This window comes from Glaciecola sp. HA4-3 (genome assembly GCF_055693685.1).
This window is the reverse complement of record NZ_CM146340.1, coordinates 493676-518775: the sequence shown is the minus strand read 5'-3', so window position 1 is coordinate 518775 and position 25100 is coordinate 493676. Positions and strand designations below refer to the sequence as shown.

At 41.0% G+C, this 25100-nt stretch carries 22 protein-coding genes and 2 pseudogenes; 10 read left to right on the top strand and 14 right to left on the bottom strand.

What is annotated here, in order from left to right; translation table 11 throughout:
* Nucleotides 1–828: a phytanoyl-CoA dioxygenase family protein gene (locus ACZ1G6_RS02445; protein ID WP_472619035.1), complete on the top strand. Its 828-nt coding sequence runs from the start codon at nt 1–3 to the stop codon at nt 826–828.
* Here the strand turns inward: ACZ1G6_RS02445 and ACZ1G6_RS02440 are convergent.
* Genes ACZ1G6_RS02440 through efp form a run of 4 tightly spaced genes read right to left on the bottom strand, consistent with a single transcriptional unit; the run spans nt 823 to nt 3527 of the window.
* Nucleotides 823–1467, bottom strand: coding sequence for a hypothetical protein (locus ACZ1G6_RS02440; RefSeq protein WP_472617907.1), 645 nt, complete (start codon nt 1465–1467; stop codon nt 823–825). The two genes, ACZ1G6_RS02445 and ACZ1G6_RS02440, sit on opposite strands and share 6 nt — an antisense overlap.
* Nucleotides 1468–1481: 14 nt before the next feature.
* Nucleotides 1482–1856, bottom strand: coding sequence for a PH domain-containing protein (locus tag ACZ1G6_RS02435; protein WP_472617906.1), 375 nt, complete (start codon nt 1854–1856; stop codon nt 1482–1484).
* A gap of 56 nt (nt 1857–1912) precedes the next feature.
* Entirely contained in the window at nt 1913–2989 is a 1077-nt protein-coding gene (gene epmA, locus ACZ1G6_RS02430; protein ID WP_472617905.1) for an elongation factor P--(R)-beta-lysine ligase, read from the bottom strand.
* The gene (efp, locus tag ACZ1G6_RS02425) at nt 2958–3527 is read right to left on the bottom strand and encodes an elongation factor P (RefSeq protein WP_472617904.1); all 570 of its coding nucleotides are present in this window, start codon (nt 3525–3527) and stop codon (nt 2958–2960) included. Before efp ends, epmA begins: the two co-directional genes overlap by 32 nt.
* Nucleotides 3528–3565: 38 nt before the next feature.
* Here efp and epmB point away from each other — a divergent pair.
* Nucleotides 3566–4598 (top strand): annotated as a pseudogene (epmB, locus tag ACZ1G6_RS02420) (EF-P beta-lysylation protein EpmB).
* Here the strand turns inward: epmB and ACZ1G6_RS02415 are convergent.
* The gene (locus tag ACZ1G6_RS02415) at nt 4595–4771 is read right to left on the bottom strand and encodes a hypothetical protein (protein WP_472617903.1); all 177 of its coding nucleotides are present in this window, start codon (nt 4769–4771) and stop codon (nt 4595–4597) included. The pseudogene epmB and the gene ACZ1G6_RS02415 overlap by 4 nt on opposite strands.
* 83 nt (nt 4772–4854) lie before the next feature.
* Between ACZ1G6_RS02415 and ACZ1G6_RS02410 the strand changes: the two genes are divergently transcribed.
* The 3 genes from ACZ1G6_RS02410 to ACZ1G6_RS02400 all read left to right on the top strand — a co-directional run bounded on the left by ACZ1G6_RS02410 (nt 4855) and on the right by ACZ1G6_RS02400 (nt 6393).
* Nucleotides 4855–5163, top strand: coding sequence for a hypothetical protein (locus tag ACZ1G6_RS02410; protein WP_472617902.1), 309 nt, complete (start codon nt 4855–4857; stop codon nt 5161–5163).
* Nucleotides 5164–5304: 141 nt separating this feature from the next.
* On the top strand, nt 5305–5586 hold the full coding sequence (locus tag ACZ1G6_RS02405) for a hypothetical protein (RefSeq protein ID WP_472617901.1): 282 nt from the start codon (nt 5305–5307) through the stop codon (nt 5584–5586).
* A 45-nt stretch (nt 5587–5631) separates the two neighbouring features.
* Nucleotides 5632–6393, top strand: a complete 762-nt coding sequence (locus tag ACZ1G6_RS02400) for a hypothetical protein (protein WP_472617900.1) — start codon at nt 5632–5634, stop codon at nt 6391–6393.
* Between the two features lie 83 nt (nt 6394–6476).
* On the opposite strand, the gene ACZ1G6_RS02395 is transcribed toward ACZ1G6_RS02400, so the two are convergent.
* The 5 genes from ACZ1G6_RS02395 to nudF form a co-directional block, all read right to left on the bottom strand.
* Nucleotides 6477–7754 carry a hypothetical protein gene (locus tag ACZ1G6_RS02395; protein ID WP_472617899.1) on the bottom strand — a complete coding sequence of 426 codons (1278 nt, stop codon included), beginning with the start codon at nt 7752–7754 and terminating at the stop codon, nt 6477–6479.
* A gap of 25 nt (nt 7755–7779) precedes the next feature.
* Complete coding sequence (parE, locus tag ACZ1G6_RS02390; RefSeq protein WP_472617898.1) at nt 7780–9669, bottom strand: DNA topoisomerase IV subunit B; 1890 nt, start codon at nt 9667–9669, stop codon at nt 7780–7782.
* A 65-nt stretch (nt 9670–9734) separates the two neighbouring features.
* Nucleotides 9735–10313 (bottom strand): YqiA/YcfP family alpha/beta fold hydrolase, encoded by a 579-nt coding sequence (locus ACZ1G6_RS02385; protein ID WP_472617897.1) that lies wholly within the window; start codon nt 10311–10313, stop codon nt 9735–9737.
* Nucleotides 10314–10342: 29 nt separating this feature from the next.
* Nucleotides 10343–10699, bottom strand: a complete 357-nt coding sequence (locus ACZ1G6_RS02380) for a DUF1249 domain-containing protein (RefSeq protein WP_472619034.1) — start codon at nt 10697–10699, stop codon at nt 10343–10345.
* A gap of 107 nt (nt 10700–10806) precedes the next feature.
* Nucleotides 10807–11418, bottom strand: coding sequence for an ADP-ribose diphosphatase (gene nudF, locus ACZ1G6_RS02375; protein ID WP_472617896.1), 612 nt, complete (start codon nt 11416–11418; stop codon nt 10807–10809).
* Nucleotides 11419–11632: 214 nt separating this feature from the next.
* On the opposite strand from nudF, the gene tolC reads away from it, so the two are divergent.
* Nucleotides 11633–12988: an outer membrane channel protein TolC gene (gene tolC, locus ACZ1G6_RS02370; RefSeq protein WP_472617895.1), complete on the top strand. Its 1356-nt coding sequence runs from the start codon at nt 11633–11635 to the stop codon at nt 12986–12988.
* A 69-nt stretch (nt 12989–13057) separates the two neighbouring features.
* On the opposite strand, the gene ACZ1G6_RS02365 is transcribed toward tolC, so the two are convergent.
* A complete protein-coding gene (locus ACZ1G6_RS02365) occupies nt 13058–14488 on the bottom strand; it encodes an MFS transporter (RefSeq protein ID WP_472617894.1) in 1431 nt (476 codons plus the stop codon).
* Nucleotides 14489–14724: 236 nt separating this feature from the next.
* On the opposite strand from ACZ1G6_RS02365, the gene ACZ1G6_RS02360 reads away from it, so the two are divergent.
* On the top strand, nt 14725–15858 hold the full coding sequence (locus tag ACZ1G6_RS02360) for a 2-hydroxyacid dehydrogenase (protein ID WP_472617893.1): 1134 nt from the start codon (nt 14725–14727) through the stop codon (nt 15856–15858).
* 4 nt (nt 15859–15862) lie between these two features.
* Here the strand turns inward: ACZ1G6_RS02360 and ACZ1G6_RS02355 are convergent, their stop codons facing one another.
* From ACZ1G6_RS02355 to prsT, 3 genes are all read right to left on the bottom strand, one after another.
* Nucleotides 15863–16669 carry a hypothetical protein gene (locus ACZ1G6_RS02355; protein WP_472617892.1) on the bottom strand — a complete coding sequence of 269 codons (807 nt, stop codon included), beginning with the start codon at nt 16667–16669 and terminating at the stop codon, nt 15863–15865.
* 4 nt (nt 16670–16673) lie between these two features.
* Nucleotides 16674–17495: an ion transporter gene (locus ACZ1G6_RS02350; RefSeq protein WP_472617891.1), complete on the bottom strand. Its 822-nt coding sequence runs from the start codon at nt 17493–17495 to the stop codon at nt 16674–16676.
* Nucleotides 17496–17622: 127 nt separating this feature from the next.
* Nucleotides 17623–20415 (bottom strand): XrtA/PEP-CTERM system TPR-repeat protein PrsT, encoded by a 2793-nt coding sequence (gene prsT, locus ACZ1G6_RS02345; RefSeq protein WP_472617890.1) that lies wholly within the window; start codon nt 20413–20415, stop codon nt 17623–17625.
* 211 nt (nt 20416–20626) lie between these two features.
* Here prsT and ACZ1G6_RS02340 point away from each other — a divergent pair.
* The 3 genes and pseudogenes from ACZ1G6_RS02340 to ACZ1G6_RS02330 all read left to right on the top strand — a co-directional run bounded on the left by ACZ1G6_RS02340 (nt 20627) and on the right by ACZ1G6_RS02330 (nt 24992).
* Nucleotides 20627–22356: pseudogene (locus tag ACZ1G6_RS02340) on the top strand (DEAD/DEAH box helicase).
* Between the two features lie 136 nt (nt 22357–22492).
* Nucleotides 22493–23887: a siroheme synthase CysG gene (gene cysG, locus ACZ1G6_RS02335; protein WP_472617889.1), complete on the top strand. Its 1395-nt coding sequence runs from the start codon at nt 22493–22495 to the stop codon at nt 23885–23887.
* A gap of 82 nt (nt 23888–23969) precedes the next feature.
* Nucleotides 23970–24992 carry a hypothetical protein gene (locus ACZ1G6_RS02330; protein WP_472617888.1) on the top strand — a complete coding sequence of 341 codons (1023 nt, stop codon included), beginning with the start codon at nt 23970–23972 and terminating at the stop codon, nt 24990–24992.
* Nucleotides 24993–25100 lie beyond the last annotated feature (108 nt).

Genomic DNA, 25100 nt, shown 5'->3' with positions numbered 1-25100 from the left:
ATTGTCAGTGATGCTCAGCAGCAACATTACCTGCAACATGGTTATCTTACATTTGATAATTTGTTTACTGCAGGCCAAATGCAAGCACTCAAAAGTGCCGCACTTCAAATAGTCGACGATTTTGATCCGCGCCAAAGCAAGTCAATTTTTTCTACCAAAACGGCTGACACTAATCGGGATGATTATTTTTTAGGCTCGGGTGATAAAATCAGATGCTTTTTCGAAGAAGAAGCGTTTGATGATAGTGGGCATTTAAGACAAGCTAAAATACATAGCATCAATAAAATTGGTCATGCCCTACATAGCTTAAATCCCACTTTTTCTGCATTTACCAAACAGCCTATATTTGCACAAATCGCCAAGGACCTAGGACAGCAATCACCAGAAGTTCGTCAATCTATGTACATTTTTAAGCAACCCAAAATTGGTGGTGAAATACGCTGGCATCAAGATGCCACCTATTTTTACACTCAACCTCAATCGGTGATTACATTTTGGTTAGCAATAGAAGACGCCACAATACAAAATGGATGTCTACAAATAGACAATGCAGGAGCAAGGTTTCCCTTAAAAGAACAATTTAAGCGTTATGATGATGATACTACCGAACTTGTGCAGTTAATCGATATGGACTGGCCTCCTCTCAGTCATGCGAAACCTCTTGAAGTAAAAGCAGGTAGCTTAGTGGTGTTTAATGGCGTGTTACCTCACTTTAGTGAAGCTAATCGGTCTGACAAATCAAGACATGCTTTTACCTTGCATATTACTTGTGCAAGTGCCCAATATCATTCGCAAAATTGGTTACAAGCAAAAGCGCTTGCGCTATAAAATCTTTTTGTGCAAAAGACTTAAGCTGCGCTCGCTCATTTGGCCTTTTGCAGTTCTTGGATATAACGGCGTATCAAGATCGTTTACAAACACGCCTGTATCCCACCCGCTAGTCAGTTCAAAAAAGTCCTCAACGCTTCGTTTATCCATTGCCTCCTCACATCCTAAAATACAGGTATTGATATAAGAAAAGTTTACAGGAAAGGCCTTGCTTGATACTTGTATGTCTAGACTTTCACAGATATAAACTGGCGTGCGCTCAATAAACTTTATTAAGTTAGTGAATTTAAGTAAATCTGCATTTTCAAATTCAATGTCTTCAAGTTTCAAACGGGTAAACTGATAGTCTTGCTCTCGTGTTTCAAAGCGTTCATCAAAAACAGTAGGAATAAGCTGTGCATTTAAGCGCTTGTTGCTGTTAGCAATAGCCCCAACATAAGTTTGTTTTTCATTTTGCGAGCGCGTAATCCAGCTTCGTTCCCACTTGTTGACGTAAATAGGAATGCCAATACTATCGATATTACTATGATGCAGGCGCGAATCATGATTTAGCAAGCTGCCATACCCTGCCATCAACACCTTGCCTTTGGCGTAAGCAATAAACCTATCGATTTCTTCGCTTGAGTATGGAATCCGCATTCTATTTGATGGAGTTAATTAAACATGCAATCAGCAAGTGTTTTTTGTAAATCAGCGGCTAACTTCGACGCTAATTCAACTTTCAATGCTTCGTGTCTACCTGAAATCCACAAAGTAAGCTCACAGTCAGCATCAAAGCGCCCTGCAGTTTGCACGTTAAAACTGGTAATAGATTTATAAGGAATACTTAAATAATCAACCTTTTTACCTGTCATCCCTTGTTTGTCGATGAACATGACACGTTTATTGGTAAAGACAAATAAATCCCTGACCATTTTATATGCTTGCGTGACTTCTTCGCCTGTTGCCATAACAGGCGCTAACTCTGTTTGTACCTCGCCAACATCCACTTCGCTGGCATTGCCTAACAGTGCATCTAATAAACCCATAATTGCTTCCTCTATATATTCATTATTGTAATTGTATTCATCTCAAACGCTTGCCATTATGCCCGCAAAAAATCAAAGGCAAGTACATCGCTAATAGACGATTTATCTAATCCTAACATTATTAATCTATCAACTCCTAATGCCACGCCACTGCAGGCAGGTAAGCCTTCCTCTAAGGCCGCTAATAAGCGAACATCGATATCATGTGTTGGTAAATTCAAATTTCTTCGCTGTTCATTGTCACGTTCAAAGCGCTGTTGCTGCGTACGACTACATTGTAACTCTTGAAATCCGTTAGCCAGCTCCACCCCCTTATAATAAAGCTCAAAACGTAACGCTGTATTGCTTGGTTCGTCTATCATCGCTAACGAGGCTTGAGACACGGGGTAGTGACTAACAACACAAGGTGAATGTTGACCTATTTGAGGCTCAATTATTTGATTAAATAGAACTTGCTGGATAGCGTCAATTTGCATCTGCTCACAGGAGCTACCTTGGGTATCTTTTGATTGCGCGCCAAGGCTTTTGGCATAATCTGATAATCCATGCTGACTTGCCAATATCATCATGGTTTTAAGACTTACACTGTGCGGATTAATATTAAAATATTGTTCAAACAATGATTGATACGTGAATTGCTCAGGTGTACCTCCCAATTCAATATTTATGTCAGAACAACCACTTAGTGCTTTGCCAAGCGTTAACACACGCATTACAAGTTCAAGGACTTCGTCAATCAAATCCTGCATACTATAGTCAAGGCGATACCATTCAAGCATGGTAAATTCAGGATTATGATTAGGCCCAATATCATCTTGCCTGTAGGCTTTTGATATTTGGAATATATCGCCACTATTAGCCGCCAGCAGACGCTTCATGGCATATTCTGGTGATGTCTGTAAGTAGAAGGACGCTTGGTGTAATGATGACGCAAAGGTATTATTGACAAGCAAACCGTTTACAAATGGATCGGTCACACAATACTGAGAAATGTCAGGAGTATCGACTTCAAGCACTTGTTTTTGAGCGAAGAAGCTGCGAATGTTATCAATCAGCGCTGCACGATGGCGCAGCGCCTCAATTGAAGCGCTAGGTTGCCAGTTATTTTGAGGCACGTGAAGCGTATTCGCCACTACGTGTATCTATTTTGATCACCTCACCTGTTTGCACGAACAAAGGCACTCGAACAACAGCTCCAGTTGCAAGAGTAGCTGGTTTACCACCTGTACCAGCAGTATCGCCTTTGAGCCCAGGATCAGTTTCGACAATTTCAATCTCGACAAAGTTAGGAGGCGTAACAACAATAGGACTGCCGTTAAAAAGTGTTATAGTGCAAATGTCGTTTTCAACAAGCCATTGTTTTGAATCACCAAGCGCTTTTTCATCTGCTGCTATTTGCTCAAAAGTGTCATTGTTCATAAAATGCCAGAATTCGCCATCTGTATAAAGATATGCAAGCTCGGTGTCTAGTACGTCAGCGCCTTCGACAGATTCACCCGAGCGGAATGTTTTTTCTAACACTTTACCTGATATGAGTTTACGGATTTTGACACGATTAAAGGCTTGGCCCTTACCCGGTTTAACATATTCATTTTCTAAGATGTTGCAAGGCTCGCCATCTAATATTATCTTAAGCCCTGCTTTAAATTCATTGGTACTGAAATTAGCCATTCAACCCTCTAACACTGTCGTTTAAATTAGTATAAATTATGCATAACATCCAAATGATACCGAAAAAAGAGCTCGCTGTAGAGACTCATTGGCAAAAAGAATTAGGCAATTGCTTTACCCAACTAGAAAGTCTACTTGAGTATTTGTGCATAAAAGATGCAAACCTTAATGAAAATGCGCGAGCAAGACGCCTCTTTAGCATGCGCGTACCGCGTCCTTTCGCTGATCTTATGGAAGCAGGCAACCCCGATGATCCTTTGTTATTGCAAGTGTTACCATCGGCGCAAGAATTTATCGACAAACCAGGGTTTGTGTCTGACCCTTTGCAAGAGCAAAACGGCCAACAAGCAGCACTGATACATAAATACAAAAGCCGTGTTTTACTTATTGTGCGTGCAGCTTGTGCTGTCAATTGTCGTTATTGCTTTCGACGTCATTTCCCCTACCAAGACAATCACCTAAGTAAGGCGCGTATCGACGAAATTACCCAATATATTCAAAGTGATGCAGCATTAAACGAAGTGATTTTATCTGGTGGAGATCCACTGATGGCCAAAGATAAACAATTATCCGCTTTGTGTACTAGCATCAATAAGATAGAAAAAATTAAACGCATACGAATACACACCCGTTTGCCAGTTGTAATACCAAGTCGTATTAACGATGAATTTTTAACATGGCTTAGTAAGCTCAAAAAACAAGTAGTGATAGTCTTGCATATTAACCATGCCAACGAAATTGGAAGCGAACTAATACATAAATGCCGTTTACTGAAAAAAGCAGGTGTGACTTTGCTCAATCAGTCGGTACTATTAAAAGGCATTAACGATAACGCGGATTGCCTTGAAGCATTGAGCGAGCGATTATTTGAAGCAGATATATTGCCCTACTATTTACACATGTTAGACCCGGTTAAAGGCGCGTCACACTTTGATGTCGATAAAGACACTGCGCTAAACATCATGGCTGAATTGATAAAGCGCTTACTAAGGTTTTTGATACCCAAATTAGTTAAAGAATTATCTGGGCAACTATGGTAAGACACCGATTGATTTAGGGCTTGAGCCCTAGGCATAAGTATTAATGATACTACCGCTGACTCCATTACTACTTGATGGTGCAACTTGAGCGCCTTCAAGTAGTTCTAAAACAGCCTGCCCTTCTTGCTTCTGCTGATTGTTTGCCAATTGAGCAGATTTAACTTCAAGGGTATAAGCGACACCAGATGCGCCTGTTATATCCATTGTCTTTCCTTTAATTGCTTGTAGCAATTAGTATTTACAGGCACAATTGCCCGCGTTTTAATATCGGCAAAAGCACAGTGAGTATGAATAAAATAATTGAAGCCTTAAACGAGAACTTACGCGTCATTTATCGTAAATCGGTAGACGCAGACAATGCCTTAAATAGCCTACAAGCGTCTGGCAAAGGTAAGTTTAATACTATTTTTGCAAGTGATTCTGGATTTACCAGTAGCAGTAAACGTTTTGGGCCATACGTCGAAGAATTAGCAGGTCAAGTAGCCGTATTAGTCGATGCTGACGAGCAAACCCTTGCAAACAAATTGCCTGATATTGTGCGCAAAATAGAACTCATGCTAAGCACATTAAATGAATTTAAAAAAACACTTAAATAAAAACCAATTACACACAAATACGTACAAGATGTTTCGATTGTAGTAATCTGTTACAAAGAACATGTTCTTTACTGCTAACAATTTGTCTACCATATCGACTAATCAACATGGTTAAGATTTATTAGTAAAAGGACATCAAACATGCGTACCGCTATTTTTAGAAAAACGACCCTTGCTTCAATGCTAAGCCTTTCATTGTTAGGCGCAGGCGTTGCTCTAGCGCAAACAAGTGAAAACAGCGTTGTTGACTTGCAACAAAATGCAAGCCTGATTCAAAACTCATCTATTACTGCGCTACCAGAAACCGTAATGCCTACTAAACTCAATCGTAAACGCATGGATGTGTTGGTTGAAACACTTTATGATTTAGATGAGCAAGGCAATATATCTAACATCCGCATGAATCGACTAATCGGTGAGTAAGGCCATGAAGAGGTCGTCAACCGTTATTTAAATAGTCTTGAATTTGTGCCTGCACAAGCAGATGGCAAAGTAAGTGCGCAACGTAATAATCGTTTTACCTTTGAACATTACTACACAACACCTAGTGGCAAAGAACTACCACCGTCTGTAAGACGAGCCTTTAACGCCGTTTATGGTGATTTACGTGAACATTTAAAAAACGACGAGTTTACTGAGTTTGCTGAGTTATTTGACAAGGTTCTTGAGCAAGCATCTTTGGCGAACTTCGACGAATTACGTCAGTTGTGGTTAACAAAAAATGCCTATGAAAACAAAACAAACGGCAGTATCGAAGACAAAATTTTTAGTCTTGAGCAAGCCTTAAAAACCCAAACAAGAAGCGAAAGTAGCGAAAAGTTGAAAACACGTATCAAGGCTCGCCTATTCGGTTTGTACGTTGAAAACAATCAATTAGCGCAAGCGCAAACTTTACGTGATGATATATTGAATTCTTTAGGCAAAGAACGTGTACTTGAACAAGTCAACAGCACTTGGGAGCAAGCTTCTGAAATGCTAAGCACAGCACAATCACTTCAAGCTACAGTCATAAGCGATGGCAATAATATGGTGTATTACCCGTTAGCTCGAAACACCTTCAGTTTACAAACAGACGCAACATTTAGCTTTAGTGTATTGAATTGTGATGGTTTTAGCGCTGAATTTACATATGAATCTGGCAACACCTATAGTTTCCCACAGGCATGGCAGAACTGTTCATTAATGTTAGTAAGTGAACAGCCGAGCAAAGTAAATATTGTTGAAAGCTAAACATTGAATTTACCTTTCCCTTTAAGCGCACCTTTTTAGGTGCGTTTTTTTTGATTACTATCGCCTAATAAATATACAGAATATTAAGGGCTTATGGGTAGACGTGATAATCGTAAGTCAATCACATCAAGTACCGCCAAATACTCTGGACTATCGACATGCTTATATTTGGCTTCAAACATCTGTTTATTCATTCCTTCTTCTAGCCCCTTAATACTAGCGACAAACGCAGTTTCATCGGTACTTTGCATTAGTATCCGTTGAATTTTCCGCGCGTATTTTGGATCAACAGCAAGACTAGCTAAATGCGTACCCGACATATCTGCAGCTAAATCAACAAAGCTATATCCTGAACCACCATGTGCTCTATCCATAAGCTCCTTGAATTCGCCTATCGCAATACTTACGCCTTTTTGTGATAAAAGCTTAAACGCAGCAGAATAGACAAAGTGCAAGCTAAGATCTTCACGCGCAAACACGACAGGCCGAGGCCTTGCAATAGTAATATCAGACGATTTACCTGCGGGGCTTCCTGACAAACGATTAAATGCTGTATTGCCAGCAAATATTGATAATGCAATAAGGGCTGCTTCATTTTCCAATGCAGCGCTTTGCTCGGTGCTAAGTAAAAATGCTTCTTGCATTAACCCTTGCATATAATACGCCAAAGAAGGAACACGAGCGTCTGACTTAGTACTTTGCAAGCTCGACAATACGTCTAGATAGTGTCGCACTTTTGTAGCAAATACTTCGCCCTCTTCTGAGCTTGGTCGCTCAACATTTTTGATTTCAGCTAAAAAACCATCAAGTGGCTTTAAACGCACAATTACTTGCTGTGGTGAAATATCGATATGTTCAACTGTCTCTATCGCTTTGGTGGCGATTTGACTATTGGTGTACTGATTCGACAAATATTCAGCGATACTTAATACCCAATCGCCTGGTAAACTAAGACTTCCCAAACTGGCTTTATATACATTAACACCGCGGCCTTCATACACATAAGCGCTTGTATTAATATACAAATCTCCTACCACGGAATTGATACGATATGAGGCATGTATTACCGCACTGCGCTCGCCAATTAACACTTGCGCTTCAGCTTGTTCCATTGCACGTTTTACAAACGCACTTAAACTTGATGCTTGCGGGGCGCTGATAGTCAGAGTTTGCGCAACACTTCGCTGGCGAACCAATTGCTTAATATTATTTAACAACGGTTGAATAGAATCGGCGCTATTTAAGCCCGCATTAGGGTCAGCTAAAGGGTCGATGTGACTTGAGAAATCGACTGTTAATGCAAACAAGCTGACAAGACAAACAACAATACTAATAAGTGAATATTTAAAAAACGTACGCATATTAATTGTCTGTCTTTAACACCATTTATACTTGAGCTAGGTTGCCTTTGCTTTCTAGCCAAGCTTTGCGATCGGGCGAACGTTTCTTCGACAATAACATGTCCATTAGCTCTAGCATTCCCTCAGCATCTTCACTAGTTAATCTAACTAGGCGTCGAGTATTAGGATCCATGGTAGTTTCACGCAATTGCAGGGGATTCATTTCACCTAGGCCTTTAAAGCGCTGAACATTAACCTTACCGCGTTTTTTCTCGGCTTCGATTCGGTCAAGTACGCCTTGTTTTTCACTTTCATCCAGCGCGTAATACACTTCTTTACCAATATCTATTCTAAACAGTGGCGGCATGGCAACATAAACATGCCCAGCATCAACAAGTGATCTGAAATGTTTCACAAACAAGGCACATAGTAAGGTCGCAATATGCAGGCCGTCTGAGTCTGCATCCGCTAAAATACAGATTTTGCCATATCGAAGGCCTGACAAGTCATCAGAATCAGGGTCTATTCCTAGCGCAACCGAGATGTCATGAATTTCTTGTGACGCTAAGACTTGTGAGGAATCTACTTCCCAACTATTAAGGATTTTGCCACGTAAAGGCATAATCGCTTGAAACTCTCTATCTCGCGCTTGTTTTGCTGAACCACCAGCAGAGTCACCTTCAACTAGAAATAACTCTGAACGTTCGTTGTCTTGCCCCGAACAATCCGTAAGTTTTCCGGGTAACGCAGGCCCTTGTGTGATTTTTTTGCGCGCGACTTTTTTACTTTGTCGTAATCGTTTTTGTGCATTGTTAATACACATTTCTGCAAGAAGCTCAGCCACATCAGTGTGCTGATTAAGCCATAAGCTATACGAATCTTTAACAATTCCTGATACAAACGCAGATGCTTGTCGCGACGATAAACGCTCTTTTGTTTGCCCTGCAAACTGAGGGTCTTGCATCTTAGTCGATAAAATATAGCTGCAGCGTTCCCATATATCGTCAGCGGTGATTTTTACGCCACGTGGCAGTAGGTTTCGAAACTCACAAAACTCACGCATCGCATCAAGTAATCCTTGACGTAAACCATTAACGTGGGTGCCACCTTGCGCCGTAGGTATCAGATTCACATAACTTTCTGTGACCATCTCGCCGCCTTCTGGCAGCCACATCACCGCCCAATCAGCAGCTTCACCATTACCAGAGAAAGCCCCAACAAATGGTGCATCATCAGGCAGCGTAATATAGTCTTTTAAGCCTTGTACAAGATAATCGCGTAATCCATCTTCAAAATACCAAGTTTGCGACTCTTTACTGATTTTATTGTCAAACTTAATGGTTAAGCCAGGACATAAAACGGCTTTAGCACGCAAAATATGAAGAAGTTTAGTGACCGAGAATTTTGCCGAGTCAAAATAACTCGGGTTTGGCCAAAAGTGTACGCGCGTGCCAGTATTGCGTTTGCCGCAAGTATCAATAACAGCCAAATCTTCTTTTTTATCGCCTTCTTCAAAGGCTATTTGATACACTTGCCCACCTCGGCGTATGGTCACCTCAACGCGGTGTGACAAAGCATTCACAACCGAGATCCCAACGCCGTGCAAGCCACCTGAAAACTCATAATTTTTGTTCGAAAACTTACCGCCGGCATGCAGTTTTGTCATGATAAGTTCTACGCCACTCATGCCTTCTTCTGGATGAATATCCACAGGCATACCACGCCCATCATCTACAACCTCAAGAGACTGGTCTTCATGTAAAACCACCTTTATATTGGCAGCATGACCGGCTAAAGCCTCATCTACACTGTTATCAATTACCTCTTGTGATAAATGATTAGGGCGTGTGGTATCGGTGTACATCCCTGGGCGGCGTTTTACTGGCTCAAGACCGTTTAACACCTCGATGGCATCAGAATTATATTGTTCAGACATGATTATTACTCACCTAGGCAGGAGTTATTGTTTTTGTACCTGTATATATGTCCAATAGTAGCAAGCTAGTGCCCCTGTAGCAAGAACCTAAAGACCAGTGGTAAGTGCCTTTGATAATTTACAAAGCTGTGATCACCGCCTTGCTCAATCACGCACTGTTTGTCGCCATATTTTTGCACAGCCAAACGATAATCAAGCGTTTCATCTCCAGTTTGTAACAATACCTTATAAGCATCATGGCGCTCTAATTTGCTGACATATAAATCTCTAAACACATCTATATGCTCGCAACGAACATAAAATATCTCGTTGGTGTACGGATTTTGATGCCTACCTAAATAATCGCTTAGCAAATTAAACGGCTCGACCGCAGGGTTAATTAACACGGCCCTACCGCCATACTTTTCGACACAATAGCTTGATAAAAACCCTCCCATCGAACTACCGATAAAGCCTACCTTAGGCGTGTTTAAGGTCTTAACTAGATGGTCGATAATTGAAATTGAACGATATATGTCACCGGGCAACGTCGGACAATGAATTGTCATGCTAGGGAAATGCTTAGCAGCATATTCAATCGTTTGCTGAGCTTTTTGGGATTGAGGACTAGATAAAAATCCATGTAAGTAAACAAGGTGATGCATATCAGTGGTAAACCTTTAACTGGCGAAAATTAACTATTAATAGCGTGACGTTGTGCCAAGCAAAACTGCAACCACTCGGCTAAAAATACGTTTACCATAAATTTTTCATTACGTTGATGCATGTGCAAATTTGGATATTCGTATGAGGGTTTAAGTCTAGCGGTTCGTTGTGCCTCTAGTACTTCTGCCACTTTTGCGTCGTGATATAACCTAATCAGCATTTTAGGGCGCAAAAACACTGGAGTGTTGGCGCTTATTTGTGACATTTCAATCGTGCTGGTATAGCGGCTGGAATCTACAATTTGGAGTTTATATTTAAGTTTGTCATTAATCTGAAATTGATAACTTAAATCTTGGGTATCACAGTCAGGTAGCAGTTTTAGCATGCACACATAATTGTTCTCGCAAGTTGCCAGAATACTCGGTAAATGGGGTACATACTTTTTAGGCAAAACGTCTCCAACTTAAAACTTTTTTTGTACTAACCGCTTCATTACGCCCAAGCGGCAAGTAAGGATTTTTTATTTAGCGCTAACCACTGTATCGCAATCATCGCGATACTATTATCAATACGCCCGTCGCTTAAGCCTTCAAGCGCCTTATCAAAAGGCACTCGCAATACTCTAATATCTTCTGACTCATGGTCTAAACCATGAATCCCTTTTGCTAAGCTTGCATCCACTTTAGCGATATACACATGAACACGCTCAGTACAAGCACCTGGGCTTGTCAAAAAACTGGTCGCTTTTGTCATTTGACTTATCAAAAGGCCGGCTTCTTCTTTTACTTCTCGGATCCCTACATCTTCTTGGGTTTCGCCCGGTTCGATAATCCCAGCAACCACTTCAATCATCCAAGGCGAAGCAGCCGTTTCAAATGCTGGAAATCTAAACTGCTCAAGCAGTACTAGCTCATCAAGATTTGGGTCATATAATAACACTGCAACTGCATGGCCTCGCTCAAATACCTCACGTTGTATAAGCTCACTCATTCCACCAGCAAACAACTTATGCTTTATATGGTATCGATTCAACTCAAAAAAACCTTTATACAAAGTTTCTTTTTTAATGATTTCTACGTCTTGCTTACCAAAGCTCGGTTGCATATTCACTCCGTAATCGATTAATACTATATTCAACACAATGCAGTTTATAATGCTTTATAAATCAATGGTTAAATTATCTTAATTCTGCAAAATTCTCACATTCTGTTACACTTAGTACATATTCTGTCACATTGTTTGTGATATAAAATACTTGTAATTTCGTACACTGACTCAATCTTAGCTAATTCATACTGACACATACAGAGCACTCACCATGAAAAAGACACTTATTTCCATCATTTTAGGGCTTAGCTTGGCTAGCACAGCAATGGCAGACGACCTTGCCACTATTTATGAGCTTGCACAAGCCAACGACCCAATTATTAATCGTGCTAAAGCTCAAAAAGATGCAGCCTACGCAGGCGTAACGGTCAGTCGCGCAAACTTGTTGCCTCAAATCACCGGTTCAATTTCATATTCTGACAGCACTCGTGAAACACTGTTTGGACCTGAGGTCGTCGATATCGAAAATACCACCTTATCGGCAGGCCTTACGCTTAACATGTCACTTTATGATCACGCCAACTGGTTAGGACTTGACCGTGCAGAGTTAGTTGCACAACAAAGCGATGCCACTCTTGCAGCTTCTCTTCAACTACTAATGCAACGTACTGTGAGTGCATATTTAGCGGTATTGCGTGAACAAGATAACGTTGAGTTTGTTAAAGCAGAGCTACGCGCAATTGAACGACAGCTTGAGCAAACTAAGCAGCGTTTTAATGTTGGCTTAACTGCGATAACCGATGTTCATGAAGCACAAGCTAATTTTGATAACACCGTCGCTAGACAAATTCGTGCCGAAAACCTATTAGAGCTTCGCTTAGAGGAGTTACGCGAAATCACGGGTAAATACCACAGTCGCATTTCAATCTTAGACACCGAACGATTTGATCCAGCACCACCAGCGCCTTCATCAGCAGATGAATGGCTTACTATTGCCGAAGAATCAAATCTTGATTTACTAGCTCAGCGCTTTGCAAAAGATATTGCTAAACAAGATATCGATTTAGCAAGCAGTGGTCGTCTACCCACATTAGGCTTGCGCGCGACATATGGCGTGACTGACAACGAACAAGTATTTAACGATGTACCGAGTAATCCGCCGCGTCTTGATGACAGCAGTATCGGCATATCCTTAAGTGTTCCAATATACTTGGGTGGTTCTGTTTCTGCTAATACCGAGCGTAGCCGCGCAAATTACATTGTTGCTAGTGAAAACCTAGAGCTAAGCTATCGCCAAACTGTGCGTTTGGTTCGTAGTTCATTTAATGATGTAAAAGCATCTATATCAACTATCCGAGCACTTGAGCAATCTGTAATATCTGCACAAAGCGCACTAACGGCTACCGAAGCCGGTTTTGATGTCGGTACAAGAACTATTGTTGATGTGCTTAATAGCACACGTAACCTATTTGACGCTCGACGCAATCTAGCAGATGCGAGATACTCATTTATTGCATCCATTGTCAGCCTTAAACAATCTGCAGGCACATTAACCGAAGCAGACCTTATGCAAATCAACCGCTCTTTAAAAGCTGCACCTGAACAAAGCACGCAAGACGCTGAATAAGTCTGTTGCTTTTTAAACATAAAAAACGCCCTAAATAGAGGGCGTTTTTTTTATCATTTATTTACGTATTTAAATTTGGCCTCGGCGAGCCACTAACTCTGCTTTAATCTCGTGAGCACGTTGTTCACTCAAATCATATGACCACATTACCCAAATCGCCAATGCTGCGGTGCCTGCAGGAATAATTACATCTGCAATCCTCAAGCGTGTCATCGTCTCGACAGTTTGGGTACTTAGCGATGGATCAAAGCCTACAAAACTTAAAACAACTCCTCCTAATATCATCGCGATGGCTTGACCAATTTTAACCATTAGCCAATAAATCGCCGCAAATGTCCCTTCGCGTCGAGGCATGCCATTTTCAAGTTCATCTAAATCACATACATCTGCTGTCATGCTTAACATAAGCGTAAACAAGCCGCCTATACCAAAACACATAAAAGGAATCGGTAAGAATATTAACCAAACATTATCTGGGCTAAAGCCAATCCATTTTAAGCAGTAACCAAAAATTGAAATAAGCGTTGAAATAATAAATGCATTTCGCTTACCCCATTTACTTGCCATCCACGACACTATTGGGATAACAAAAAATGCCGTCATTAGTGCACTGCCAGTGGCAAACCATGCAGGCCAATTCCCCGCAGCACCAAAATCGCCACCAAACATATGAAAAACAATAATAAAATAAGCAAAGCTAGATACTAATTGGAAGCCATTAAAAATCAAAAAAGTTGATCCACACAACTTAACAAAAGACGGATTTTTAAAGGTACGAATGATCCCACGAACAATTTCAATTAAATTTGACGCTAAGGTTCCCCACGATATTTCTCGTCGATTTTCAATTGCTTCATCGGGAATCCCTTTACAAAATAAACCAGGTACTATTCCCAATATAATGCATATACCGCCAACGACTAAGGCCATTTGCTGTACACCTTCAGCTTGGGTTTCAAATAAGTCAGGATTAGCAATTAGCACCCAAAACCAAGGGACAATCATCCACGCTATTTGTCCCATAAACTGGGCAATAGCCATCAAACGCGTACGCTCGTTGTAGTCAGAGCTTATTTCGTAGCCTAAACCAACAAAAGGCGTCGCAAACATTGTATTGCCAATAGTAAAAGCAAGCGACAGAAGTAAAAAATACCAAAAGTTAAAACGCTGAGAAGCCTCGGGATCCATTTGCCACAGTAAGGCAAAGAATATCCCACTGAGAATCGCTCCAATCACAATATAAGGCCTGCGTCTCCCCCAGCGTGACTTGGTGTTATCAGTAATAAAGCCCATAATAGGGTCGGTGATTGCATCAAAAATACGCGGAATACCAGTGAGTAATCCCGCTAACACCGGATCCATGCCATAAGCGGTGACTAAAAAGAACGCAAAGATACTAATTGATGCTGGCAGTAAGTTGAGTACCAGTGTGCCCGTGCCATAAGCACCTTTTTGACGCAGCGAGACAATATCGCTAGCTGGTGTTTTATATTGAGACATAGTGTTTATGATACCTATAACGTTGCTTGGCTCTATGCAAACAAAAATGTGAATATTATGTTAACAATAGTTTTACCACCTTTACACTTTTAAGGTAGACCTAATGAGACAAGTCGTCGCGATTTTGCGATAACACGCCATTGCTGGTCATTGCTACACTTTGCCTTTTAGACAAATTGCTTGATACAGCTTAATCGTATATAAAGATACAAATTGTATTTTTCATTGAATCCCTTATGAGCAAGCATGAACGCCAACAAGTACAAGAATTACTAAATCAAACGCCTGATTTGAGTATTGATTCCCTCAATCAAATTAAGCGTATTATTGAACAGCAAAAAACAAAAGCCGGATATACCCAAACAGGCGCTCTGAAAGTCGCTATGTTTAGTGCTAAACAGTATGATATCGATGCTTTTTCAAGCGCTCAAACCCCTGATATCGAAATTCAGTTTATTGAAAGTTCACTTAGTAACGAGACTGTATCACTTGCTCAACAATGCAAAGCAATATGTATCTTTGTCAATGATATATGTGATGAGCAAGTTGTCGCCATGCTTGCTGATGCCTCAATTGAGTTAATTGCGCTTCGCTGTGCAGGTTTTAATAATGTTGATCTTCAAGCATGTAAAAAGCACGCCATTGACGTGGTTAGAGTCCCAGCATATTCACCTCATGCTGTTGCAGAACATGCGGTTGCATTGATGCTAATGCTGAATCGAAAACTTCACAAAGCATATATGCGTAACCGAGCAGGCCAATTTGTATTAGATGGATTAGTCGGTTTTGATATGCACGATAAAACACTTGGTATCATTGGCACAGGAAAAATTGGTCAATGCGTAGCACGCATTTTACTCGGGTTTGGCTGCAAAATAATCGCCTATGATAAATACCCAAACCAAGCGCTTTCGCAACTTGATAATGTTGAATATGTCGATTTAGACAAGTTGCTCACAAGCGCTGATATTATTACTTTGCATGCACCACTTACTCAAGATACGCATCATTGTATTGGTCAAAGCAGTATTAATAAAATGAAAAAAGGCGTCATGATTATTAATACCAGTCGAGGCGCACTAATCGACAGCAAGGCTTTAGTTCAAGGGCTGAAGACTCAACAAATTAGTGCCGCTGGACTAGATGTATACGAAGAAGAAGCGGGTGTATTTTTTAACGACATGTCCAATCAAATACTCGATGACGACGTGTTAGCGCGTTTACTCACATTTAGTAATGTTATTATCACGTCTCATCAAGCCTTTTTAACACACGAGGCGCTTGCGAATATTGCGCAAAGTACCTTAAGCAACATTCACGAATACAAACAAGGCAAACGTAATGACCAGCTGTCCAATGCGGTATTGTAATTAACTAAAAGTTAAAACCTGCAATAAGATTAAAATGCGAGCCTGTGCGTGATGAGTTTTGCCACTCTAAGTTTGTGATCCCAGATTCGGCAGTAATAAATAATCCGTTTTCAAACCGATATTCATAAGCCAAGCTTAAACCTATCATCGCGCCGTTACTATCGATGCTATCATCTGATATCACGTTTCGAATCGTATTATCATCTAAATCAACATTAGCGCGGGTCTCATTACCATCTAAGGTCCCGTAAATATAAAAAGGGCCACCGTATATTAACTGCGACTCAGAAATGCGATATCCCAATACCCATGCTATATCAAAGGCGTCCGTATCTTGATCAAACTCAATCTCTACGCGATCGTCACTGCCACCAAAAATAGCACCGCTAAAAGACGAAAAACGCCCTTCGTCACTAAATCGACTATATCCTACCGCTAGTGCTTGAGAGAAATTGCCTGTTTTGGCATTGTCTGCACTATCACCGCTAAATTGATATTTCACGCCAAAACGGAAATCATCAATGGTACTAACTGAGACTTCTAGCTTTGGCAAAACGACCATTCCTAAACCAGCAAATCCGGTGACAATTGTGCCATCTGGCTCTGATGTCACATCACCATTTTCATCAACATCAATATTCGCATCTGCCCGAGCGCCAACACCTAACTTAGCAACCGCTTTATAAGGTTGTGAGCTCACCTCTGGCCTGTCCATTCTTAAGGTTGATAAGGACGTGGATGTTGATTTACATCCATTGATAGCCGATATGACGATAACAAGCGCTGCTAGTTTTACGATTATTGATTTCATCTCTTTACTCCCTCTTATTGATCTTAGCACCGTCAGTGGTACCGTTTTGCATCAATGCTATTTGTTCACTCAATTGGGTAATTTGAGTTTGTAAATCAAGCATTGATGGCTGACCTTTATTTCTTTCACTATTGTGTTCTTCATCCATAACACCTACAACGATACCAATCACCATATTTAAAAATGCAAAGGCGGTGAAAAAGATAAAACTCATATAAAACATCCAACTCATGGGATACACATCCATCGTTTCATACTGAATGTCAGTCCAATCCTCAAAAGTCATGACTCTAAACAAGGTTAGCATTGATATTGCAATGTCACCCCATAATTCTTCATTGATGTCTTGAAATAAATAACTGCCTACTGCTGCGTAAATATAAAAAATTATAAACATCAACAACACTACGTACCCCAAGCGCGGTAAGGCTTTTAGCAAGGAGTTAATTAAGATACGCAGCTCTGGCACAATCGAAATCATCCTCAATACTCTAAAGATACGAATAAGTCTTGCTAATAATGCCATTTCAGACTCATTTACGGGGATTAGACTAATTGCAACAACTAATGTGTCGAAGATGTTCCAGCCCGACTTAAAAAAATGCTTTTTGTTTTCTTCGGTGATAAACCTAATGATAATTTCAACTAAAAAGAATACTGTGATGAACACATCAAGATAAGACAATAAATATAGTGTAGTGGGATTTAAATCGTAGGTTTTTGCTCCAATTTCAAGTGCCGAAATAATAATGACGGCAATAACAAAGAATTCAAATACTCGATTATGGCGCAAACGATAAAGCGCAGATTGGATTGTCGATAACACGTTATATCTCTAAATAGTAAATAATTAACACAGCTTGTATTAACCATAGTGTATAAACACAAAAAGGCTCACATTAAATGATGTGAGCCTTTATCTTCAAATAGCTGCTGACAAAGCGCATTCTCACTTAAAAGCTATATTGCCCTTTTAATTCATTCAAACGCTGCTGCGCTTCACTAGACTCAATTTTCATTGATTCAAGACGACGTAAAGCGACGGCCCGTTGGTCATTCATTAACAAAGCCTCAAGATAATTCAACAATATCTCTTCGTTTGTTTCTTGTTGAGTGACCGCTTTATTATAAATATCAACCGCTTCAGACACTTTGTCTTGGCGCACTAATATTTGAGCATAAGTATCGGCTATTGCAGGTTCATTTGGTGCTAGTGCATAGGCTTGACTGCCAAAATCGTATGCTTTATCCAATACATCAGATTGCATATATAAATACGCCAAATTATTAAGCGCAACTGGGTTTTCAGGCGCCTCTGCAAGCGCTCTTTCATAAGTTGCTATCGCTTCAGAAGTATCAGATGCAATCTGGCGCTCCGCTAGAAGCATCTTAGCTTGCACATCAGTGGGTGATTTTTCAAGGTGCGCTTCTAAAGCTTCGACCGTCTTTTCAGCTTGCCCAGTTGCCTCAAGCGCAGCAACTAACAAAAACAAATTCGCGCCGTTGCCATTAGCATCGTAAGCGGCACGAGCATCTGCTTCTACGGTACTCAAGTCGCTACCTTCAGACAATGTAATACGTGCTTTTACCCCCCTTACAAAAGGTAAAGTCATTGTTTGAGCATCAAATTCATTAAGCACGGCTTTGGCGTCAGCAACACGATTTGACATAACAAAAAAGTAACTGCTCATTATTTTGATGGCTTGAGAATCTGCACGGTTTAAATATTCCTCGGCAATCCTAGCACCACCTTCATAATTGCGCAGACCATCTGATATAAGCAGCTGACCAATCACCGCATCGGCGTCTCGAGGGAAGGTCTGTGTCCATATGTCATAGTGAGCTTGCGCTTCTTCAATTTGATTGGCGCGCAGCAAAGCCATACCTTTTGATGCCCAATAGTTTTTAGGTAACATTCTATCAGGAGTGATTGGTGCTAGTACCTCAACAGCAGCTTGAGGCTCATTCAAGGCCATATGAACTCTTGCTAGCAATAATTTTAGCTCTGTATTTTCAGGAAAACGATTAACAGATTGCGTAAGCTTAGCCACGCCCTCTTGGCTTTTTTGCAATTGATTTTTAATCGCAAAATAGCTCGCCAAACCGGTCAGATTTTCAGGTTGTGCGTCTACAAAAGCTTCGATCTTGCTTTCTGCACCGCTGAACTGCTCTTGCGCTAAGTCTAAACGTATATCAGCAAGCTGCACGGCCGAATCGTCGGGATTTAAACGTTGCGCCGCTTCAAGTGCGATACTTGCGTTTTCAAATTCACCTTGTTGTTTATATACTTCGACTTCCACCAAGTAGGGAGATGGGCTTTGAGGTTCTTCGCCGCGCCATTTTTGAGCCAACTCAAGCGCTTTATCCAATTGGCCGGTGCTTAAATAAGCACTGGCAAGTGTCGTTTTGGCTGTTGCCGACTCAGGGGCCTTTTCAACCGCACTTTCTAAATCGACTAAGCCTTCAACATCATTTAAGGATAATTTTAGTATCCCTAAACGAGTGAGTTCTTCTGCAGTTTCTGTTACCGTTTGCGCTTGGTCAACAACGCGTCGAGCACCATCGGTATCGCCCGATTGTATTAACGCAAAACCTGCTTGAGACAATAGACCTGCATCGCCAATTTGCGCATCGGTGATTCGCTCTAATACTTCACTAGCTTCATCGCCCATGTTAGAACGTAATTGACTTGCCGCTAAAATACGCAAGCCTGGGTGATTATCAGGCAGTATGTCGGCAATCATTGAAAGTTGGCTAATAGCCTCTTCAAATAAGCCTAATTGATAAGCTGAAAAACCAGCTACAAGTCTTACTGAAGGATCTGTAGCGCCTTCTAATAAAGCCTCTTTACTAAAGTCCAAGGCCGCTTGGTGGTCTTCAGCAGCTGAACGAATAACACCCTTCATCTGTTTCAAATATGCGTTGCGAGGACTGATCACTAGCAATTCATCGACGTAAGGTTCGGCACGAGTTGTTTGCCCCATTTCTACCAGCATGGAAGCAAGCGTAAATTTAACTTGTGAATCTTCGGGTGCTTGCGCTAAATACTCCTCGTAAACACTCGCCGCTTCATCAGGCAGCTCATTAGCGATATACATACGTGCAACAAAATTTAATACATCTGGATTTGTCGGCGCTTTTTCGTTAGCCCGTTTCGCAAATTCCAATGCACCAGCAACATCTTCTTCGATGAGCATAGCGTAGCCATTTAAAATATCTTTGTATGGTGAGGTCTGTTCAAGCGCAACAAGCGTGGCTACAATCTCTTTGGCTTCGTCTTGTTTTTCTAGTTGCAATAATGAGGTTACTTTGCGAAAGCCTACTTCAAGCTTTTGTTCGTCGTTTAAACCCGCGCTATCGATATCTAAGGTCGATAATTGCACGTTTGCACCGGTGCGAAGCAAGGCTTGTGATAATAATGGAAGTACCTCTGCCTTTGGGTGACCTAAGTCAATCGCTCTCGTTAGCTCTTTTTCAGCTGACTCGAAGTCCTTTAGGGCAAGTTGCAAACTACCAAGTGAAAACCTTGCATTTGCATTGGTTGGATCTTGTTGAATCGCATTTTTCAATGCGACAACTGCCGAGTTGGCATCGCCCTCATCAATAAAGCTTTGTGCTTGTTGCAAGTAATCATCTGCAGTTTTTTGAGCACAACCGCCCACAAGAGCAATACTTATTAAAATTAGTGCTAGTGTTTTGGAAAGATTTTTTGCGCCAAACGACCAAAAATTAGGTGTAGTTTGCATGTGTTATTATTCCCTTTTCGATGATATGTAAAATCATTGTAAATGATTATAAGCTCAGTCATACCGAATAATCACGTCTTTTATGACCTAATCAATCAAGTCGCTGTATGATTAATAGTATATGAAGGTAAAATAACGTACAATAGCGGCCGTTATTGGCCATCGATTCTCCCCGTTAGGCCGCCGTTCTTTGTTTACTACTGGATATACCATGACCGACACTGTCGATTTGACATTTAAAGATTTAAATTTACCTAGTGAAATATTACAAGCACTAGAAAAAGTAGGCTATGAAAAGCCTTCTCCTATTCAAGCGAAAAGCATCCCGCTTTTACTTGAAGGCCACGATTTGCTAGGCCAAGCACAAACAGGCACCGGTAAAACAGCTGCATTTGCTTTACCTATGTTATCTAATATTGATCCCGACCAGTTGCATACGCAACTTTTAGTACTTGCACCGACTCGTGAATTAGCGATTCAAGTCGCAGAAGCGTTTCAGGTGTACGCAAGTTTTTCTAAAAAAATTAAAGTCCTTCCAGTATATGGTGGACAATCCTATGACAATCAAATTCGCCAGCTTAAACGTGGCGTACAAGTTGTTGTCGGTACACCTATAGTCGTATCATCGACCATATAAAGCGCAAAACACTCAAATTAGACCAATTACGATTTTTAGTGCTTGATGAAGCTGACGAGATGTTGCGTATGGGCTTTATTGATGACGTTGAACTGATCCTTAGTCACGCACCAGAGAAAAAGCAAACTGCACTTTTTTCTGCAACAATGCCCGCGCCAATCAAGAAAATTACTCAGCGTTATTTGAGTAATCCTCAGCACGTCAAGATTGAATCAAAAGTCAGTACTGCAAGCACTATCTCACAACGTTTTTGTCAAGTTGCGGGTCATCATAAACTTGAAGCACTTACCCGAATCATGGAAGTTGAAGAGTTTGATGGCATGATTATTTTTGTGCGAACAAAAACAGCAACTGTCGAGCTTGCTGACAAGTTAGCAGCACGCGGCTACGATGTTGAGCCTTTAAACGGCGATATACAACAAGCTGCACGCGAACGTACCGTTGATAAACTTAAACAAGGTAAAATCGACATATTGGTCGCAACAGATGTTGTTGCGCGTGGATTAGATGTAGAACGCGTTAGCCATGTAATTAACTACGATGTTCCACATGATACTGAATCATATGTTCACCGTATTGGTCGTACTGGTCGTGCAGGGCGCCAAGGCGATGCAATTTTATTTATATCTCATCGCGAAAAACGCATGTTATTTGCCATTGAAAAAGCCACCAAACAACAAATTACCAATATGGAAATTCCTTCTATCTCGCAACTTAACGAATCACGCTTAGGTCGATTCAAAAGTTCTGTGATTGAAGCAATGGCAGATGATTCAATTGAGTCTTACATGCCCGTGATTGAGAGCATCATGAAGGAATCAGAAGCGTCGGTTGAGATGGTCATGGCAGCCCTTGCAAAAGTTGCACAAGGTGATGAGCCGCTTATTTTAAGTGAAAAAGACCGTCCAGATGTACACGCAAAACCATCATTTAAAGATCGCGGTGATCGTGCACCTCGCGATGGTCGCGGCCGTCGAGAAGGTGGCGCAAATGGAGGCCGTGATAGAAAACCATCAAGACCTCGCGGTAAACCAGAACAAGGCATGAAGCGCTATCGCATCGATGTTGGGTATGTACATGGTGCAAAACCTGGAAACATAGTGGGTGCTATTGCAAATGAAGGTGATATGAGTAGTAAAAACATCGGTGCAATTGACATCAATGATAATTTTACCCTTGTTGATTTGCCAGCGTCTATGCCAGCTAAAACTAAAGAAACCTTGATGAAAACTCGGGTTGCTGGTCAACGATTAAACATGCGTGAGTGGAGCGACGAACCACCTAAAAGACGCAAGAAAAAATAATGACATGATGCAATAGCTCATGCCCTATATAAAAAAAGGAATAAATACGAAAGTTTTATTCCTTTTTTTATGTCTATAAGATGACATATAGTTAAGACTCCCCTGCACATGCATGGGCACTGTTTACCGAGGTTTTATGAAATACTTTCCTATTTTTGTTGATGCGCAACACATCCACGCATTAGTTGTGGGTGCAGGCGAAGTAGCTGCAAGAAAATGTGAGTTACTCATGAAAACCCCCGCTAAGGTGACCATTGTCGCGCCTTGGGTCAGTGATACAGTCAGACGATTATCTCAAGCAGAAAACGTAACGTTGATTGAAAGAGAGTTTGAAGAAGGTGACTTGGCAGGCAAAAAGATGGTATTTGTTGCCACTGACAAAGAAGAAGTCAATCAGCACATCCATGATCTAGCCCATGCCCAAAACATACTTGTCAACGTAGTCGATAATACGCCTTTATGTAAGTTCATTACCCCTTCTATCGTCGACCGTTCGCCGGTCATTATCGCGATGGCAAGTGGCGGAGTTGCGCCGGTCTTACTACGTTATATTCGCCAAAAACTAGAATCAGTCATTCCCCAAAATATTCGCCGGCTAGGTGCTTTTTCCGAAAAGTTCAGAAACCAAGTTAAAGCAAAGCTAGATAACGTGACCGACAGACGCTATTTTTGGGAAAGTGTACTTGATGGTGATATTGGTGAGAATGTGCTGCAGGGTAATAGTGAACTCGCCCAGCAGCAATTTGATGAAGCCTTAAATGCCTATGCCACTAATAACAAGCCTAAAGGTCAAGTCTATTTGGTTGGCGCTGGTCCCGGTGATCCCGACTTATTAACGTTCAGAGCCTTACGCTTAATGCAAAAAGCTGATGTGGTTGTGTATGACCGCCTAGTATCCAACGAAATACTAGAACTTGTCAGGCGTGATGCAGAAAAAATATATGTCGGTAAAGCGCGCAGTAATCACACCATACCACAAGATGAAATCAATACACTGCTAGCAGATTTGGCAAAACAAGGTAATCGAGTTGTACGTTTAAAAGGCGGTGACCCCTTTATTTTCGGACGTGGCGGTGAAGAAATAGAAACGCTTATCGAACAAGACATCGATTTTCAGGTGGTACCTGGTATAACAGCAGCTAATGGTGCTTCTTCATACGCAGGCATTCCGCTGACTCATCGTGATTATGCTCAATCTGTTACCTTTACCACTGGTCATTTACGCAACAACACAGTTGACCTTGATTGGCCGTCATTAGTTAAGCCTAATCATACACTGGTATTTTATATGGGTTTAACTGGTTTACCGATTATTTGCGATAAACTAATTTCACACGGGCTCAGTAAAGACACGCCTATCGCCTTAGTTGAAGGGGCAACTCGTGTTACGCAAAAAGTCGTCACTGGTACCTTAGCAGACATTAGCAACAAGCCTGAAACGCACAAACTCAAGCCACCTACTTTGATAATTGTTGGTGGTGTAGTGCATCTGCATGATAGACTCAATTGGTTTAAAGGCGATAATTCCTGATCAAGCTTATTTTCTCGGCATGTTTTTAGGATATGTGTCGATAGTAAGTAGTCAGTAATATATTCATTGGATATCAGTAGCAGTGATAAAACATTTTTTCTCTCAAACTTCTTTTTTGTCATCAAACAGACATAGCAAATTTGCTATTAATACCCAAGCTATTCCATATGTATGCTTAAGCCTATTATTATTCGTGTCAATCGCTAGTCAAAACGCATTTGCGAGCCAAGCTAGCTTTAGCGTAAAAGATAACTTTGATAAAAAAACATTTGCCTACCAATGGAGTAGTCATGGAGGCACGTATAATCTTAAATTTGCGATGAATAAAAAGCAGCTTTATGCGATGCCAGACTCGCCGGCTAGTTATAATCGCAGAGTCATGCAAGATTACATTTACTCAAAAGTCATGCAACTAGCAAAAACCATCGAGCCACAAATGGGCCGAATTACGGTAGAACGAAATTCTCAAGGTTTGAATTATAATGTCGCTAGTCGCACCGACCACAACGCACAACTTGTACTTGAACAACTAAAAGCCGCTCACGATAAGGCAGAACAAGATTATTGGGATGAACATTTTTATACGCGATATGTTTCGCCGCAAGGTGCTCAAGGGATCCGACATGATCATAAAAAATACAGTGATTTAAGTGCTGCTGCACTAGCACCTGTCGTTGCTAGCATTCGACAAATGATGAAAAATCAGTATGACTCAAGAGAATTTATCGAGATTGCTTTAGGGTGGATACAAACTATCCCATACTCAAAATTAAATGATCGTATTACGTCAAATGGTGCAGGCTTTGTATCGCCTCGTGATTTATTGCTGCAAAACCAAGGTGACTGTGACAGCAAAGCAACATTGATGGCTGGTTTACTTCAAGCTTATCAACCCGCCTTGCAAGTCAGTATGGTGTACTTACCTAATCACGCTTTATTAGCGGTTGGCATGCGAAAACAATCAGGAGAATTAACCCTGACCCATAACTTTACCGAATTTGTGCTAATTGAACCGACAGGACCTGCACAAATGAAAATTGGAGAAGTGGGCGACGAGACAGCTTTAGCCCTTCGTAACAGACAATACTCTATCGTAGACTTATAGAAATACCTATTGAGGCATATCGCCAATTAACTGGGCCTTTTGTTTTTTGCACTTCTATTCTCTTTGCCTTCAAGGCGCCATTAACTTGCGAAAACACTGACATCCCTT

What these genes read in the sequence shown, in the direction of transcription:
- ACZ1G6_RS02440 (WP_472617907.1), bottom strand. Translation starts at nt 1,467, where the DNA reads ATGCGGATTCCATACTCAAGCGAAGAAATCGATAGGTTTATTGCTTAC.
- ACZ1G6_RS02435 (WP_472617906.1), bottom strand. Translation starts at nt 1,856, where the DNA reads ATGGGTTTATTAGATGCACTGTTAGGCAATGCCAGCGAAGTGGATGTT.
- efp (WP_472617904.1), bottom strand. Translation starts at nt 3,527, where the DNA reads ATGGCTAATTTCAGTACCAATGAATTTAAAGCAGGGCTTAAGATAATA.
- ACZ1G6_RS02415 (WP_472617903.1), bottom strand. Translation starts at nt 4,771, where the DNA reads ATGGATATAACAGGCGCATCTGGTGTCGCTTATACCCTTGAAGTTAAA.
- ACZ1G6_RS02410 (WP_472617902.1), top strand. Translation starts at nt 4,855, where the DNA reads ATGAATAAAATAATTGAAGCCTTAAACGAGAACTTACGCGTCATTTAT.
- ACZ1G6_RS02405 (WP_472617901.1), top strand. Translation starts at nt 5,305, where the DNA reads ATGCGTACCGCTATTTTTAGAAAAACGACCCTTGCTTCAATGCTAAGC.
- ACZ1G6_RS02395 (WP_472617899.1), bottom strand. Translation starts at nt 7,754, where the DNA reads ATGCGTACGTTTTTTAAATATTCACTTATTAGTATTGTTGTTTGTCTT.
- parE (WP_472617898.1), bottom strand. Translation starts at nt 9,669, where the DNA reads ATGTCTGAACAATATAATTCTGATGCCATCGAGGTGTTAAACGGTCTT.
- ACZ1G6_RS02385 (WP_472617897.1), bottom strand. Translation starts at nt 10,313, where the DNA reads ATGCATCACCTTGTTTACTTACATGGATTTTTATCTAGTCCTCAATCC.
- ACZ1G6_RS02380 (WP_472619034.1), bottom strand. Translation starts at nt 10,699, where the DNA reads ATGCTAAAACTGCTACCTGACTGTGATACCCAAGATTTAAGTTATCAA.
- nudF (WP_472617896.1), bottom strand. Translation starts at nt 11,418, where the DNA reads ATGCAACCGAGCTTTGGTAAGCAAGACGTAGAAATCATTAAAAAAGAA.
- tolC (WP_472617895.1), top strand. Translation starts at nt 11,633, where the DNA reads ATGAAAAAGACACTTATTTCCATCATTTTAGGGCTTAGCTTGGCTAGC.
- ACZ1G6_RS02365 (WP_472617894.1), bottom strand. Translation starts at nt 14,488, where the DNA reads ATGTCTCAATATAAAACACCAGCTAGCGATATTGTCTCGCTGCGTCAA.
- ACZ1G6_RS02360 (WP_472617893.1), top strand. Translation starts at nt 14,725, where the DNA reads ATGAGCAAGCATGAACGCCAACAAGTACAAGAATTACTAAATCAAACG.
- ACZ1G6_RS02355 (WP_472617892.1), bottom strand. Translation starts at nt 16,669, where the DNA reads ATGAAATCAATAATCGTAAAACTAGCAGCGCTTGTTATCGTCATATCG.
- prsT (WP_472617890.1), bottom strand. Translation starts at nt 20,415, where the DNA reads ATGCAAACTACACCTAATTTTTGGTCGTTTGGCGCAAAAAATCTTTCC.
- cysG (WP_472617889.1), top strand. Translation starts at nt 22,493, where the DNA reads ATGAAATACTTTCCTATTTTTGTTGATGCGCAACACATCCACGCATTA.